The organism is Nocardia sp. NPDC004654, assembly GCF_040609595.1.
Lineage (GTDB): Bacteria > Actinomycetota > Actinomycetes > Mycobacteriales > Mycobacteriaceae > Nocardia.
Genome location: NZ_JBEXKI010000005.1, coordinates 552,641 through 568,075, shown reverse-complemented (window position 1 = coordinate 568,075; position 15,435 = coordinate 552,641). Strand labels below are relative to the sequence as shown.

Here is a 15,435-nt window from a genome sequence, read left to right as displayed (position 1 = left end):
GCGCGTGTGCGCACGAGCTTAGCGCACGAAGGTCGACGCTCGCTCGGCCAGATCCAGCAGCGGCTGCGGGAACACACCGAGCACCAGGGTCGCCACGGCGGTCAGCAGGACGAGTGCCTGGGTGAGCGCGGGCGTGACCACCACCGGGGCATCCGTCGGGGGATCGGTGAAGAACATCAACACGATCACGCGGATGTAGAAGAACGCCGCGACGGCGCTCGAGATGACGCCGACGATGACGAGCGTCACGGCGTCACCGGAAGCGGCCGCCTCGAACACGGCGAACTTGCTGACGAACCCGCTGGTGAGCGGCAGACCGGCGAAGGAGAGCAGCAGCAGCGCGAAAACCGTCGCCAGCCAGGGGGAGCGGCGGCCGAGCCCGGCCCACTGCGCCAGCGCGGTCGCCTCGTCACCGCTGGGCTCGCGGACCAGGCTCACCACCGCGAACGCGCCGAGCGTGCCCAGCCCATAGGCGACCAGATAGAACAGCACCGCCGCGACGCCCGCGTCGTTGGCGGCGACCAGACCGGTGATGATGAAGCCCGCGTGCGCTACCGACGAATACGCCAGCATCCGCTTCACATCGGTCTGCGTCACCGCGAGCACCGCGCCGACCACCATCGTCGCGATCGCGACCGCGGCGAGCACCGGCCGCCAGTCGTCCCGCAAGCCAGGCACCGCGACCTGCAATATGCGCAACATGGCGCCGACTGCGGCGATCTTGGTCGCCGCCGCCATGAACGCGGTGATCGGGGTCGGCGCCCCCTGATACACGTCGGGAACCCAGGATTGGAACGGCACCGCGCCGATCTTGAACAGCAGCCCGACCGCCAGCATCGCCACGCCGAGCAGCGCCAGCATCGCGTCGGACGGATGCTCCGCGATCGCGTCGGCGATCCCGGACAGCCGCACCGTCCCAGCCTGCCCGTACAGCAGCGCGACGCCGTACAGGAAGAACGCCGACGAAAACGCCCCGAGCAGGAAGTATTTTAGCGCCGCCTCCTGGGAGAGCAGTCGCTTGCGCCGCGCGAGCCCGCACAGCAGATACAGCGGCAGCGACAGCACTTCCAGCGCGACGAACATGGTCAGCAGATCGTTCGAGGCGGGGAAGAGCAGCAGGCCGCCGACCGCGAGCAGCGTCAGCGGAAAGACCTCGGTGGTCGCGATGCCCGCGCGGATCGCGGCCTGCTCGTCCGCGCTGCCGGGGACCGCCGACGCCTGCGGGGTGAACGCGTCCGCGCCGCGACCGACGGTCGCCGCGGCCAGGCTCCAGGTGCCGGGCCCGGACCGCGCCTGCGACCGCGGTTGCGCGCCGCGTTCGGCGATGAACAGCACGCCGAGGAGCGACACCACCAGGATGGTGCCCTGCAAGAACAACGTCACCCCGTCGATCGCGACGGCCCCGGACACCGCGGTCGATTCGGTGCCCGCCAACCGGATGACGGCCACCAACGCCGCCGCGAGACCGATCAGGCTGAGCCACACCTGGGTGCCGTAGCGGTAGCGCCGCGCGACGAACGCCTCCACCAGCACCGCGGCCACCGCGACGCCGAACACGATGAGCATCGGTGCGAGCGCGCCGTATTCGATGCTCGGCGCGGGAACGGACGCGGCGAGCGGGATCGAGTGCGTGGTCACTTGTGCCCTCCTTCCTGGAGGTTCGCCGCGCCCGCTGCGGGCGCCGGAACCGTCGGCGCGGGATCCTGGCGGCCGATGGTGGTCAGTGTCTGGCCGACGGCGGGATCAATGAAGTCCAGCACCGGTTTCGGATAGAGACCGAGGAACAGCAGCGCCGCGATCAGCGGTGCGACGACGAGCAGTTCGCGCGGCGCCAGATCGTGGAGGTTCTCGTTGCCCTTCGTCACCGGACCGGTCATCATCCGCTGGTACAGCCACAGCACGTAGATAGCGGCGAGCACCAGCGCGCCGGTCGCGACGATCGCGGCCACCTGGTAGCGGCTGAAAGTGCCGATCAACACGAGGAATTCGCTGACGAACGGCGCGAGACCGGGCAGCGACAGCGTCGCGAGTCCCGCGATGAGGAACGTCCCGGCCAGCACCGGCGCGACCTTCTGCACCCCGCCGTACTCGGCGATGACCCGGGTGCCGCGCCGCGAGACGAGGAACCCGGCGATCAGGAACAGCGCGGCGGTGGAGATGCCGTGATTGATCATGTAGAGCGTCGCCCCGGTCTGCGCCTGACTGGTCATGGCGAAGATGCCGAGGATGATGAAGCCGAAGTGCGAGATCGAGGTGTAGGCGATGAGGCGCATCACGTCGGTCTGGCCGATCGCCAGCAGCGCTCCGTAGACGATGCCGACCACCGCGAGCGTGATCACCAGCGGCGCGTAGGTTCCCGACGCGTCGGGGAACAGCAGCAGGCAGTAGCGCAGCATGCCGAAGGTGCCCACCTTGTCGACCACCGCCATCATCAGCACGGCGCTGGACGGTGTCGCGGCGACCGCCGCGTCGGGCAGCCAGGTGTGCAGCGGCCACAGCGGCGCCTTCACGGCGAAGGCGAACATGAACCCGAGGAACAGGGCGTTCAGCACCGCCGGACCCGCGCCGAGCTCACCGGCATTGGCGGCGGCGACCACGGTGCGGAAGTCGAAGGTTCCCGCACCGTCCGCGCCGAGGCCCTCGCGCGCTGTCAGCACGTAGAGACCGATGACCGCGGCCAGCATGATCAGTCCGCCGAACAGGTTGTACAGCAGGAACTTCACCGCCGCACGCGAACGCTGCTGGCGCAGTTGCACATCCGCCGTCTTCGGCCCGAAGCCGCCGATGAGGAAGTACATCGGGATGAGCATGGCCTCGAAGAAGACGTAGAACAGCAGGATGTCCAGCGCCACGAAGGAGACCAGCACCATCGCCTCGACGAGCAGGATCAGCGCCATATAGGTGTGCGCGACCCGCCTGCCGGAGCCCGCCGCGCGGTCGTCGTGCCAGCCCGCCAGGATCAGCAGCGGCACCAGCGCCGTGGTGAGCAGCACCAGCACCAGCGCGATGCCGTCCAAGCCGAGGGTGTATCCGGCGCCGAAGGCGGGGATCCACTCGTGGGATTCGACGAACTGGTATTGCTCGCCGCCGGGCTCGAATCGCATGGCGAGCACGACGGCGATCACCAGCGCGGCCACCGAAAATGTCAGCGCCACACCGCGTGCCAGCACCCGCCGCGCGGCGGGCAACGCCAGCACGAGGACCGCGCCGACGACCGGAAGCAGCCAGAGGGTGGTCAACCAGGGATAGGTAGTCACCAGATCCTCACCGCCAGCAGGGCGGCGGCCACCAGGGCCGCGCCGGTGAACATGGACAGGGCGTAGGACCGCACGAATCCGGACTGGACCCGGCGGACGCGGGCCGAGAGCCCGCCGATCAGCGCGGCCGTGCCGTTGACGATCCCGTCGATGCCGCGGTTGTCGACGAAGACCAGCGACCGGGTGAGGTGCTGGCCGGGACGCATGAACACGCCCTCGTTGACCGCATCGCCATAGAGATCCTTGCGGGCGGCGACGGTGAGCGCCGAGACTTCCTCCGGCGCCGTTTCCGGGATGTCGCGCTGCGCGTACTGGCTGTAGGCGATGGTGACGCCGACCGAGACGACGGCCAGCGCGAGTACGGTGACCACGCCCGCGGGCACCACCTCCTCGCCGTGGTGCGCGCCGACCACCGGCTCCAGCCAGTTCACCAGCGCGTTGCCGAGGACGAACACCAGGCCGGAGGCGAGCGAGCCGATGGCCAGCAGGATCATCGGACCGGTCATCACCGCGGGCGCCTCGTGCGGATGCGTGTCGGGCTTCCAGCGTGGCGAGCCGAAGAAGGTCATCAGCATCACCCGCGTCATGTAGAACGCGGTGAGACCCGCACCGAGCAAGGTGACCGTGCCCAGCGCGTACCCGGCCGCGCCGCCCTCGGCGAAGGCCACCTCGATGATCTTGTCCTTGGAGAAGAAGCCCGCGAACGGCGGCACTCCGATGATCGCGAGGTAGCCGAGCCCGAAGGTGACGTAGGTGATCGGCAGCACCTTGCGCAGTCCGCCGTAGCGGCGCATGTCGACCTCGTCGTTCATCGCGTGCATCACCGAGCCCGCCCCGAGGAACAGGCCCGCCTTGAAGAAGCCGTGGGTGAGCAGGTGCATGATCGCGAAGGCGTAGCCCGCGGGTCCGAGACCCGCGGCGAGCACCATGTATCCGATCTGGCTCATGGTGGACGCGGCCAGCGCCTTCTTGATGTCGTCCTTGGCGCAGCCGACGATCGCGCCGAACAACAGCGTCACCGCGCCGACGAGCACCACGGCCAGCTGGGCGTTCGGCGCGAGGTCGAAGATCACGTTGGACCGCGCGATCAGGTAGACACCGGCGGTGACCATCGTGGCCGCGTGGATGAGCGCCGACACGGGCGTCGGGCCCTCCATCGCGTCACCGAGCCAGGACTGCAGCGGCACCTGCGCGGACTTGCCGCACGCGGCGAGCAACAGCAGCAGGCCGATCGCGGTGAGCGTGCCCTCGCTCGCTCCCGGCGCTGCGGCGAACACCTCGCCGAATCCGATCGAGCCGAAAGTCGCGAACATCGCCATCATGGCCAGCGCCAAGCCCATGTCGCCGACCCGGTTGACCACGAACGCCTTCTTGGCGGCCGTTGCGGCGGAAGGCTTTCCGTACCAGAAGCCGATCAGCAGGTAGGAGGCGAGACCGACGCCCTCCCAGCCGAAATAGAGCACCAGGTAGTTGTTCGCCAGCACCAACAGCAGCATGGCCGCGAGGAACAGGTTGAGGTAGGCGAAGAACCGCCGCCGATCCGGATCGTGGCTCATGTACCCGATCGAGTACAGGTGGATCAGGGAGCCGACACCGGTGATCAGCAGCGCGAAACACATGGACAGCTGGTCGATTTGCAGACCGAAGTCCACTTGCAGGCCGCTCACCGGCACCCAGCTGAACAGGTCGGCGTGCACCGCCCGCTCGGCGCCGTCGCGCCCGAGCATGACGACGAACGCCCACACGGCCACGCCGAAGGAGGCCAGCGCGGCCAGGCAACCGAGCACATGGCCCCACTTGTCGGCGACGCGCCCGAGGAGCAGCAATATGACGGCCCCGGCCAGCGGCAGCGCGGGCAGCAGCGTCAGGATCGCGGTATCCACGTCAGAACTTCAGCAGGTTGGCGTCGTCGACCGAGGTCGAGCGGCGGGCGCGGAAGATGGTCATGATGATGGCGAGGCCGACGACCACCTCGGCCGCGGCGACCACCATCGTGAAGAACGCGAACACCTGGCCGTCCAGGTTCGCGTGCATCCTCGCGAAGGTGACGAACGCCAGGTTCACCGCGTTGAGCATCAGCTCGATGCACATGAACACCACGATCGCGTTGCGCCGCAACAGCACTCCGGCCGCGCCGATCGTGAACAGCAGGGCGGACAGGAACAGATAGTTCTCGGGGTTCACCGGGTGCCTTCCTCGTCGGCGGGTTCGTGGCCGTTGGTCTTCGCGTCACCGTCGCCGGAGCCGACCGAGATGACGGCCGCCTCGGTCAGCGCCCTGGTGCGGCGGTGCCGCAAGATGGTGCTGACCGACAGCTCCTCGAACGAGCCGTCCGGCAGCCTGGCGGGAATGTCCACGGCGTTGTGCCTGGCGTAGACGCCGGGCGTCGGCAGCGGGGTGGCGCGGCTCGTGCCGTCGCGGAACCGCCTGCGGGACAGTTCGCGCTGATCCATCCGCGGGCCGAAGTGTTCGCGGTGCGCGAGCACCATCGCGCCGATGGTGGCGGTGATGAGCAGCGCGCCGGTGAGTTCGAATGCCCACACGTACCGGACGAAGATCAGCTCGGCGAGTTCGCCGATCACGTCGCGACCGGCGAAACCGGTGGCGGGGAATCGGATTCCGGTGTCGCGGACGCCGGTGGCGATGCCGCTGATGAAAAGGAAGCCGAAACCGAGTCCCACCGCGGCGGCGGCGAAGCGCTGGCCGCGCAGGGTCTCCTTCAACGATTCGGCGGAGTCGACGCCCACCAGCATGAGCACGAACAGGAACAGCATCATCACCGCGCCGGTGTAGACCACGATCTGCACCACGCCGAGGAACAGCGCGTCCTGGGCGATGTAGAACACCGCGAGCGTGATCATGGTGGCGGCCAGGCAGATCGCGGAGTGCACGGCTTTGGCCGCGAACACCATGCCGAGCGCGCCGAGGACGGCGAGCGGGGCCAGGATCCAGAACTGCACGGCCTCGCCGGTGGATGTGCGGGTCAGTGGCTCGGCGGCCATCAGTAGCGTCACCGCGTCCCTCCTTCCGCGCCTGCTGTCGCGCGCTGCTTCTCGTCGGATTCGGCGTCCGCGCCGGGGACGGTGCCGCGGTAGTAGTCGCCCTCGGTCGTCCCGGGGTACATGTCGTGCGGCGGTGCGGTCATGCCCGGTTCGAGTGGCGCGAGCAGCCGGTCCTTCTCGTAGATGAGGTCGGCGCGGTTGTCGTCGGCGAGTTCGTACTCGTTGGTCATGGTGAGCGCCCGCGTCGGGCAGGCCTCGATGCACAGGCCGCAGCCGATGCAGCGCAGGTAGTTGATCTGGTAGACGCGGCCGTACCGTTCGCCGGGGGAGAAGCGTTCGGTCTCGGTGTTGTCCGCGCCTTCCACGTAGATCGCGTCGGCGGGGCAGGCCCAGGCGCACAGTTCGCAGCCGATGCACTTCTCCAGACCGTCGGGATGACGGTTGAGCTGGTGGCGACCGTGATAGCGGGGCGCGGTCGGCACCTTGTGCTCGGGGTAGAACTCGGTGTTCGGCTTCTTGAACATGGTGAGCGCGGTGACCGCGAAACCGGAAAGCGGTTCCAGCGGATGACCTTTCGTCGCGTCCACGTGACGGATGCCGGCGGGCAGCGGCGGTGTCGGGAAGCCGAGGAAGACGCCGCTCGGCGCGTGCGCGTCGGCCGTTGGTTCGTCGACGAGTGGCGGGGCGCCCGGTCGGCGTCCGGCCCGCAGGAACAGCCCGATCATCAGCGCCGTGATCAGCACGCCCGCGACGATCATGGCGGCGGTCGCCCAGGCGAAACCCTCGTTGTCGAGCACCCGAGCCGCGGCGACGAGCATGACCCACAGCAGCGACACCGGGATGAGCAGCTTCCAGCCCAGATTCATGAACTGGTCGTAGCGCAGCCGCGGCAAGGTGCCGCGCAGCCAGATGAACACGAACAGGAACGTCCACACCTTGGCGGTGAACCACAGCAGGCCCCACCAGCCGGTGTTCGCGCCCGACCACATGTTGATCGGCCACGGCGCGTGCCAGCCGCCGAGGAACAGCGTGGTCGCCAGCGCCGAAACCGTTGCCATGTTGACGTATTCGGCGAGCATGAACATCGCGAACTTCAGCGAGGAGTACTCGGTGTGGAAGCCGCCGACGAGTTCGCCCTCGGCCTCCGGCAGGTCGAACGGCGCCCGGTTGGTCTCGCCGACCATCGACACGCAGTAGATCAGGAACGAGGGCAGCAGCAGGAAGACGTACCAGGTGCCGTCCTGGGCGGCGACGATGCCGGAGGTCGCCATCGTGCCCGCGTGCAGGAACACCGCGGCGAAGCAGAGCGCCATCGCGATCTCGTAGGAGATGACCTGCGCCGTCGACCTCAGTCCGCCGAGCAGCGGGTAGGTCGAGCCGGACGCCCAACCCGCGAGCACGATGCCGTACACGCCGATCGAGGTGATGGCGAGGATGTACAGCACGCCCACCGGCATGTCGGTCAGCTGCAGTGCGGTGCGGTGGCCCGCGATGGACACCTCACCGCCGAACGGGATCACCGCGAAAGCCATGAACGCCGGAATGGCCGCGATGATCGGCGCCAGGATGTAGATCGGCTTGTCCACGATGGCGGGGACGATGTCCTCTTTGAGCGCCATCTTCACGCCGTCGGCGATGCTCTGGAGCGAGCCTTTGGGGCCGACGCGGTTGGGGCCGATGCGCATCTGCATGCGCGCCACGATCTTTCGTTCCGCGAGCACCGCGATCATCGGGGTGAGCAGCAGGAAGACGAAGATCGCCAGGGATTTGGCGATGACGAGCCACAGGGGGTCGTGGCCGAAGAGGGCGAGCGTGTCAGGCGCGGAGGCGGTAGCTCGCGTGGCCACGGAGGGCCCTACGGTCGCCGTGGCGAACAGAGCCGGATCACTCATGGCGGTGTTCCTTCATCCTCTCGTCGGCGTGGCGCACTTGCACGACGCCGCCCGGCTGGGTGGCGAGCTGTTCGGGCACCGAGCTGCCGGGGGAATTCAGCGGCAGCCACACCACCCGGTCGGGCATGTCGGTGATCAGCAGCGGCAGCGTGAGCATGCCGCGCTCGGAGGTGACGGTGACCGGATCGTCGTTGGCCGCGCCGATCTCGGCGGCGGTCGCGGGGGAGAGCCGGACCACCGGCGGACGGGCGATGCCCGCCAGATTCGGTTCGCCGTCCTGCATACGGCCCAGGTCGAGCAGCATTCGCCAGCCCGCCAACACCGCGCTGCCCTGCCGGGGCTGGGTGATCGGATGCGGCCGGTGCGCGGGCGCGGCGACGGGCTGGCCGTCCCAGGCGCCGAGCGCGGCGAGTTCGGCGCGCGCCGTCGCGGTGTCGGGGAGGCCGAGGCGCACCCGCATCTCGTCGGCGATGGCTTGCAGCACCCGCTGATCGGACAGCGGTGCGGCGGTGCGGCGCACGGTGGATTCGCCGAGCGCGGCGTCGAATGGCCGCGGCCTGCCCTCCCAGGTGCGGAAGGTGCCGGACTTCTCCATGGTCGCGGCCACCGGGAAGACCACGTCGGCGCGCTCGGTGACGGCGCTGTGCCGCAGTTCCAGGCTGACGACGAAGCGTGCCGCGTCGATGGCGGTGAGCGCGGCGTTCGGGTCGGGCAGATCGGCGACATCGACGCCGCCGACGACCAGCGCGCCCAGGGTCGGCGCGGCGTCCAAGATCGCCGTGGTGTCGCGCCCCGCCGTCACCGGCAGTTCGTCGACGTTCCAGATCTCGCGAACCTGTTGCCTGGCAAGCGGATCCGCCACCGGTCGACCGCCGGGCAGCAGTCCGGGGAGAACCCCCGCTTCGACCGCGCCGCGCTCACCTGCCCGCCGCGGCACCCATGCCAGCGCGGCGCCGGTCTCCTCGGCCAGCCGGACGGCGGCCGACAGCGCGCCGGGGATGCCCGCCATGCGCTCGCCGACCATGACCACCGCGCCCGGATCGCGCAACAGTCGCGCGGCCGCGGCCATCGTCTCGGATTCCTGGCCGTCGAACGGGATCTCGCCCGTGCGAAGCGCCTCCATCAGGTGCGGTTCGGCCCCCGGCGTCGCCGGAATGAGGGTGCCCGACATGCGCTCGAGACCACGCGAGGCGTACGGCGCCAGCGCGTAGACGGGCAGGCCGCGCTTGCGGGCGGCCTTGCGCAACCGCAGGTAGACGATTGGGGACTCTTCCTCGGGCTCGAACCCGACGAGCAGCACGATCGGAGCCCGCTCCAGCGCGTCGTAGTCGACGGTGACGCCTTGCCCGGCGACCCGGGCGGCGAGGAAATCGGCTTCCTCCACCGAATGCGGACGAATACGGAAGTCGATGTCGTTGGTGCCGAGCGCGACTCGCGCGAACTTCGAATAGGCGTAGGCGTCTTCCTCGGTCACCCGTCCGCCGACGAGCACACCGGCGTTGCCGTGCGCGGCGGCCAGCCCCTCGGCCGCGGCGGCGAGCGCCTCGGACCAGGATGCCGGACGCAGGGTGCCGTCCCAGCCGCGGACCAGCGGGGTGGTGAGGCGGTCGCGCTCGGTGGCGTAGGCGAACGCCCAGCGTCCCTTGTCGCAGTTCCATTCCTCGTTGACCTGCGGGTCGTCGCCCGCGAGCCGGCGCAACACCTTGCCGCGGCGGTGATCGGTGCGCTGCGCGCAGCCCGAGGCGCAGTGCTCGCACACGCTGGGGCTGGAGACCAAATCGAACGGACGGGCGCGGAATCGGTAGCTGGTGCCGGTGAGCGCGCCGACCGGACAGATCTGCACCGTGTTGCCGGAGAAGTAGGAGTCGAACGGTTCGGCCTGCGCGGTGCCGACCTGTTCGAGCGCGCCGCGGTCCATCAACTCGATGAACGGATCACCCGCCACCTGCTGCGAGAACCGGGTGCAGCGGGCGCACAGCACGCAGCGCTCCCGGTCCAGCAGGACTGCCGAGGACAGCGGAATCGGTTTGGGGTAGGTGCGTTTCACGCCGTCGAACCGGGTCTCCGGACGGCCGGAGGACATGGCCTGGTTCTGCAGCGGGCACTCGCCGCCCTTGTCGCAGACGGGGCAGTCCAGGGGATGGTTGATGAGCAGCAGCTCCATCACCCCTTCCTGCGCCCGTTCGGCGGCCTGCGAGGTGAGCTGGGTGTGCACGATCATGCCGTCGGCCACGGTCTGGGTGCAGGAGGCGACCGGCTTGCGCTGGCCCTCCACCTCGACCAGACATTGGCGGCAGGCGCCGACGGGATCGAGCAGCGGATGGTCGCAGAAGCGCGGGATCTGGATGCCGATGAGTTCCGCGGCGCGGATCACCAGGGTTCCGGCGGGCACGCTGACGGGCGTGCCGTCGATGACGACGGTGACGAGATCCGCGGGCGTCAGCCCGCTCGTATTGGTACTCACAGTCGCCGGCCCACCCGTCTCCCGGCCGCCACCCCTCATCGAATCGCTGCGCGATGCCGTGCTCATCGAGCCCCTTCTTCCTCGGCCCAGGCCGTCGAGCGCGCGGGATCGAACGGGCAGCCGCCCGAGCGCAGATGGTCGATGTACTCCTCGCGGAAGTGCTTCAGCGAGGAGAGAATCGGGCTGGCCGCGCCGTCGCCGAGCGCGCAGAACGATTTGCCGTTGATGCTGTCGCTGATGTCGAGCAACTTGTCCAGATCCGACTCGGTGCCGCGGCCCTCCTCGACCCGCTTCAGCAGCTGGACCAGCCAGTAGGTGCCCTCCCGGCACGGTGTGCATTTGCCGCAGGACTCGTGTGCGTAGAACTCGGTCCAGCGCAGCACCGCGCGCACCACGCAGGTGGTGTCGTCGAAGATCTGTAAAGCCTTGGTGCCCAACATGGATCCCGCGCCCATAACGCCCTCGTAGTCGAGCGGGACGTCCAGGTGCTCCTCGGTGAACAGCGGGGTGGACGAGCCGCCCGGCGTCCAGAACTTCACCCGGTGGCCCGCGCGCACGCCGCCCGCGTAGTCGAGCAGCTCCCGCAGCGTGATGCCGAGCGGCGCCTCGTACTGACCCGGCCTGGCCACGTGGCCGGACAGCGAGTAGAGCGTGAAACCGGGGGACTTCTCGCTGCCCATGGAACGGAACCAGTCGGTGCCGTTGAGGATGATGGGCGGCACGCTGGCGATGGACTCCACGTTGTTGACCACCGTCGGGCAGGCGTAGAGACCCGCGACGGCCGGGAACGGCGGTCGCAGCCTGGGCTGGCCGCGGCGGCCCTCCAGCGAATCCAGCAGCGCGGTCTCCTCGCCGCAGATGTAGGCGCCCGCGCCCGCGTGCACGATCAGCTCGAGGTCGAAGCCGGAGCCGAGGATGTCGCGACCGAGGTAGCCCGCTTCGTAGGCTTGCGCGACCGCCGCCTGCAACCTGCGCAGCACGGGCACCACTTCGCCGCGCACGTAGATGAACGCGGTGGCGGCGCGGATGGCGTAGGCGGCGATGATCACGCCCTCGATCAGCGCGTGCGGCGTGGCCAGCATGAGCGGAATGTCTTTGCAGGTACCGGGTTCCGACTCGTCGGCGTTGACCACCAGGTAGTGCGGTTTCACCGTGCCGTCGGGTCCGGGACCCTGCGGGATGAAGCCCCACTTCATGCCGGTCGGGAAGCCCGCGCCGCCGCGACCGCGCAGTCCGGCGTCCTTGACCGTCTGGATGACCTGGTCGGGCTCCATCCGCAGCGCCTTGCGCACGGCTTGATAGCCGTCGTGCTGCCGGTAGGTGTGGATGGTCCAGGACTGCGGATCGTCCCAGTATTCGGTGAGCACCGGCGTCAACATCGTCATCGGAGGCCCTCCCCGTTCGGCCGCGGCGCCTGCATGTCGTTGTCCTTGGCCACCCGCAGACCCGCGACGGTCGCCTCCCCGGCCGCGCCGTCGAGCGCGCCGGGCCGCTCGTCGGGGAAGCCGGCGAGGATCCGCGCGGTCTCCCGGAACGTGCACAGCGGTGCGCCACGGGTCGGTGTCACCTGCTGCCCGGCACGCAACGCGTCGACCAGGGCTCGCGCCGATTCCGGTGTCTGGTTGTCGAAGAACTCCCAGTTCACCATCACGACCGGCGCGAAATCGCAGGCGGCGTTGCATTCGATGTGCTCGAGGGTGATCGACCCGTCGGCCGTGGTCTCGCCGTGGCGCAGGCCGAGATGGGTTTCCAGCGCGGCGAGGATCGCGTCGCCGCCCATGACCGCGCACAGCGTGTTGGTGCACACGCCGACGTGATAGTCGCCGGTCGGTGTGCGCCGAAACATGGAGTAGAAGGTGGCCACCGCGGTCACCTCGGCGCCGGTGAGGCCCAGCTGCTCGGCGCAGAACTCGATGCCGGTGCCGGAGACGTGCCCCTCCTCGGCCTGCACCAGATGCAGCAGCGGCAGCAGTGCCGAACGCGGGTGTGGGTAACGCGCGATGATCGCGGCCGCGTCGATCTCCAGCCGCTCCCGCACGTAGGGCGGGAACGGCTCGGGCCGAGTGGACAACTTGAGCAGGATCTCGGTCATCGGTCGACACCACCCATCACCGGGTCGATGCTGGCGACGGAGGCGATGACATCGGCGACCATGCCGCCCTCGCACATCGCCGCCACCGCTTGCAGATTCGTGAACGAAGGATCGCGATAGTGCACGCGGTAGGGCCGGGTGCCGCCGTCGCTGACCATGTGCACGCCCAGCTCGCCGCGCGGCGATTCGACCGCCACGTACACCTGCCCGGCCGGGACCCGGATGCCCTCGGTGACGAGCTTGAAGTGGTGGATGAGGCCCTCCATCGACGTGCCCATGATGCGGCCGATGTGCTTGGGGGAGTTGCCGAGTCCGTCGGGGCCGAGTTGCAGGTCGGCGGGCCAGGCCAGCTTCTTGTCCTCGATCATCACCGGCCCGGGCCGCAGCCGGTCCAGGCACTGTTCGACGATCTTGAGCGATTCCTTCATCTCCTCCACCCGGATCAGGTAGCGGCCGTAGCAGTCGCAGCCGGTGGTGGTGGGGATGTCGAACTCGTAGTTCTCGTAACCGCAATAGGGTTGGGCTTTGCGCAGATCCAGCGGCAGGCCGGTGGCGCGGAGCACCGGGCCGGTGATGCCGAGGGCCATGCAACCGGTCAGGTCCAGGTAGCCGATGTCCTGGGTGCGCGCCTTCCAGATCGGGTTCTGGGTGAGCAGATGCTCCATGTCGCGCAGCCGTTTCGGCAACAGGGCAAGCAGTTCGCGGACCTTGGTGACGCCGTCGTCGGGCAGGTCCTGGGCCAGGCCGCCTGGACGAATGTAGGCGTGGTTCATCCGCAGGCCGGTGATCGTCTCGAAGACGTCGAGGATGAGTTCGCGCTCGCGGAACCCGAACAGCATCGGGGTGAGCGCGCCCAGTTCCATGCCGCCGGTGGCGAGCGCGACCAGGTGCGAGGAGATGCGGTTGAGCTCCATCAGCAGCACGCGGATGACGGTGGCCCGCTCGGGAATCTGCTCGGTGACGTCGAGCAGCCGCTCCACACCGAGGCAGTACGCCGTCTCGTTGAAGAACGGCGAGAGGTAGTCCATCCGGGTCACGAAGGTGACGCCCTGCGTCCAATTGCGGAACTCGAGGTTCTTCTCGATGCCGGTGTGCAGGTAACCGATGCCGCAGCGGGCCTCGGTGACCGTCTCGCCCTCGATCTCCAGGATGATCCGCAGCACGCCGTGTGTGGACGGGTGCTGCGGGCCCATGTTGACGACGATGCGTTCTTCGCCCGCGCCGTCGAGGGTTTCGGTGACGGTGTCCCAGTCCTGACCGGCGACGGTGACGACGGTCGGTTCCGATGGGTTCGCGGCGTGCTCCCGCCGGTGCGCAGCGGGTTCGCGCCCGGAGTCGGTGGTGTCGACGCCGGGCTGGGTATCGATGTCGTTCACTAGCTGTACGCCCTCCGCTCGTCGGGCGGCGGGATGCGCGCGCCCTTGTATTCGACCGGGATCCCGCCGAGCGGGTAGTCCTTCCGCTGCGGGTGGCCACGCCAGTCGTCGGGCATGGCGATGCGGGTCAGCGACGGGTGACCGTCGAAGAGGATGCCGAAGAAGTCGTAGGTCTCCCGCTCGTGCCAGTCGGTGGTGGGGTACACCGAGTACAGCGAGGGGATGTGCGGGTCGGCGTCGGGTGCGGACACCTCGACGCGCAGCCTGCGGCTGTGGGTGACCGACATCAGGTGGTACACCGCGTGCAGTTCGCGACCCGTGTCGTTCGGGTAATGCACGCCGTTGACGCCCAGGCACAGTTCGAAACGCAGTGCGGCGTCGTCGCGCAACGCCTGTGCGACCAGCGGCAGGTGCTCCCTGCGCACGTGCAGCGTGAGCTCGCCGCGGAAGACGACGACCTTCTCGATCGCGCTCTCGAACGGTGTGCCGGTGGGCGCCAACGCCGTTCGCAGCGCGTCGACGATCGCGTCGAAGTAGCCGCCGTAGGGCGCTGGCGTACTGCCGGGCAGTGTGACGGGACGGACCAGGCGGCCGTATCCGGAGGTGTCGCCGGTGCCGGAGATGCCGAACATGCCGCGCCGCACGCCGATGATGTCCTCGCCCGCGGGCTCGGGTTCGGCCTCCGGCGGCAGCGTGCCCTCGGGTCCCGCGGTCGCGGCGGCGTCGATTTCCGACTGGGGCGAACTGGTTTCGGCGTTCTCGGGGGAGTCGAAGGTCATCGCAGCAGACCCTCCATCCGGATGGTCGGTGTCGCCGCCAGCGCCGCCTGCTCGGCGGCGCGGACCGCCTCCTCGCGGTTGACGCCGAGCGGCATCTCCTGAATCTTGGCGTGCAGTGCCAGAATCGCGTTGAGCAGCATCTCCGGGCGGGGCGGGCAGCCGGGCAGGTAGATGTCGACCGGCACCACGTGGTCGACGCCCTGCACGATGGCGTAGTTGTTGAACATGCCGCCGGAGGAGGCGCAGACGCCCATGGCGAGCACCCATTTCGGCTCGGTCATCTGGTCGTAGACCTGCCGCAGCACCGGCGCCATCTTCTGGCTGACCCGGCCCGCGACGATCATCAGATCGGCCTGGCGTGGCGAGGCGCGGAACGCCTCCATGCCGAAGCGGGCGATGTCGAATCGTCCTGCGCCGGTGGCCATCATCTCGATGGCGCAGCAGGCGAGACCGAAGGTGGCGGGCCACAACGAGCCCTTGCGCAGATATCCGGCGAAGTCCTCCACCGTGCTCAGCAGAAAGCCGCTGGGCAGTTTTTCCTCGAGACCCATATCCGACTAACTCTCACTTCCA

General features: G+C 69.0%; 12 protein-coding genes and 1 pseudogene. All 13 read right to left on the bottom strand.

Annotated elements, in window-relative coordinates; translation table 11 throughout:
- Window positions 1-18 precede the first annotated feature (18 nt).
- The 13 genes and pseudogenes from nuoN to ABZV58_RS20210 all read right to left on the bottom strand — a co-directional run bounded on the left by nuoN (window position 19) and on the right by ABZV58_RS20210 (window position 15,413).
- Complete coding sequence (gene nuoN, locus ABZV58_RS20270; RefSeq protein ID WP_355001667.1) at window positions 19-1,638, bottom strand: NADH-quinone oxidoreductase subunit NuoN; 1,620 nt, start codon at window positions 1,636-1,638, stop codon at window positions 19-21.
- Window positions 1,635-3,257 carry an NADH-quinone oxidoreductase subunit M gene (locus tag ABZV58_RS20265; RefSeq protein WP_355001666.1) on the bottom strand — a complete coding sequence of 541 codons (1,623 nt, stop codon included), beginning with the start codon at window positions 3,255-3,257 and terminating at the stop codon, window positions 1,635-1,637. The genes nuoN and ABZV58_RS20265 overlap by 4 nt, the downstream gene beginning before the upstream one ends.
- Window positions 3,254-5,140, bottom strand: coding sequence for an NADH-quinone oxidoreductase subunit L (gene nuoL / locus ABZV58_RS20260; RefSeq protein ID WP_355001665.1), 1,887 nt, complete (start codon window positions 5,138-5,140; stop codon window positions 3,254-3,256). The genes ABZV58_RS20265 and nuoL overlap by 4 nt, the downstream gene beginning before the upstream one ends.
- Window position 5,141: 1 nt before the next feature.
- Complete coding sequence (nuoK, locus tag ABZV58_RS20255; RefSeq protein ID WP_036536861.1) at window positions 5,142-5,441, bottom strand: NADH-quinone oxidoreductase subunit NuoK; 300 nt, start codon at window positions 5,439-5,441, stop codon at window positions 5,142-5,144.
- Window positions 5,438-6,259: an NADH-quinone oxidoreductase subunit J gene (locus ABZV58_RS20250; protein ID WP_355001727.1), complete on the bottom strand. Its 822-nt coding sequence runs from the start codon at window positions 6,257-6,259 to the stop codon at window positions 5,438-5,440. Before ABZV58_RS20250 ends, nuoK begins: the two co-directional genes overlap by 4 nt.
- An 8-nt stretch (window positions 6,260-6,267) precedes the next feature.
- The gene (nuoI, locus tag ABZV58_RS20245) at window positions 6,268-6,846 is read right to left on the bottom strand and encodes an NADH-quinone oxidoreductase subunit NuoI (RefSeq protein ID WP_355001726.1); all 579 of its coding nucleotides are present in this window, start codon (window positions 6,844-6,846) and stop codon (window positions 6,268-6,270) included.
- Window positions 6,838-8,151, bottom strand: a pseudogene (gene nuoH, locus ABZV58_RS20240) (NADH-quinone oxidoreductase subunit NuoH); the annotation flags it as partial. The pseudogene nuoH and the gene nuoI, both read right to left, overlap by 9 nt.
- Entirely contained in the window at window positions 8,144-10,654 is a 2,511-nt protein-coding gene (locus ABZV58_RS20235; RefSeq protein WP_355001725.1) for an NADH-quinone oxidoreductase subunit G, read from the bottom strand. The pseudogene nuoH and the gene ABZV58_RS20235, both read right to left, overlap by 8 nt.
- A gap of 23 nt (window positions 10,655-10,677) precedes the next feature.
- Window positions 10,678-12,000, bottom strand: coding sequence for an NADH-quinone oxidoreductase subunit NuoF (gene nuoF, locus ABZV58_RS20230; RefSeq protein WP_355001664.1), 1,323 nt, complete (start codon window positions 11,998-12,000; stop codon window positions 10,678-10,680).
- Window positions 11,997-12,707, bottom strand: a complete 711-nt coding sequence (gene nuoE, locus ABZV58_RS20225) for an NADH-quinone oxidoreductase subunit NuoE (RefSeq protein ID WP_355001663.1) — start codon at window positions 12,705-12,707, stop codon at window positions 11,997-11,999. The genes nuoF and nuoE overlap by 4 nt, the downstream gene beginning before the upstream one ends.
- Window positions 12,704-14,083 carry an NADH-quinone oxidoreductase subunit D gene (locus tag ABZV58_RS20220; RefSeq protein WP_355001662.1) on the bottom strand — a complete coding sequence of 460 codons (1,380 nt, stop codon included), beginning with the start codon at window positions 14,081-14,083 and terminating at the stop codon, window positions 12,704-12,706. Before ABZV58_RS20220 ends, nuoE begins: the two co-directional genes overlap by 4 nt.
- A complete protein-coding gene (locus tag ABZV58_RS20215; RefSeq protein ID WP_355001661.1) occupies window positions 14,083-14,862 on the bottom strand; it encodes an NADH-quinone oxidoreductase subunit C in 780 nt (259 codons plus the stop codon). Before ABZV58_RS20215 ends, ABZV58_RS20220 begins: the two co-directional genes overlap by 1 nt.
- Window positions 14,859-15,413 (bottom strand): NADH-quinone oxidoreductase subunit B, encoded by a 555-nt coding sequence (locus ABZV58_RS20210; protein ID WP_141810953.1) that lies wholly within the window; start codon window positions 15,411-15,413, stop codon window positions 14,859-14,861. The genes ABZV58_RS20215 and ABZV58_RS20210 overlap by 4 nt, the downstream gene beginning before the upstream one ends.
- Between the last annotated feature and the right edge of the window lie 22 nt (window positions 15,414-15,435).

Excerpts from the sequence above, each read along its gene's own strand:
- ABZV58_RS20250 (WP_355001727.1), bottom strand. The coding sequence starts at position 6,259 with ATGGCCGCCGAGCCACTGACCCGCACATCCACCGGCGAGGCCGTGCAG.
- ABZV58_RS20235 (WP_355001725.1), bottom strand. The coding sequence starts at position 10,654 with ATGAGGGGTGGCGGCCGGGAGACGGGTGGGCCGGCGACTGTGAGTACC.
- nuoF (WP_355001664.1), bottom strand. The coding sequence starts at position 12,000 with ATGACGATGTTGACGCCGGTGCTCACCGAATACTGGGACGATCCGCAG.
- nuoE (WP_355001663.1), bottom strand. The coding sequence starts at position 12,707 with ATGACCGAGATCCTGCTCAAGTTGTCCACTCGGCCCGAGCCGTTCCCG.
- ABZV58_RS20215 (WP_355001661.1), bottom strand. The coding sequence starts at position 14,862 with ATGACCTTCGACTCCCCCGAGAACGCCGAAACCAGTTCGCCCCAGTCG.
- ABZV58_RS20210 (WP_141810953.1), bottom strand. The coding sequence starts at position 15,413 with ATGGGTCTCGAGGAAAAACTGCCCAGCGGCTTTCTGCTGAGCACGGTG.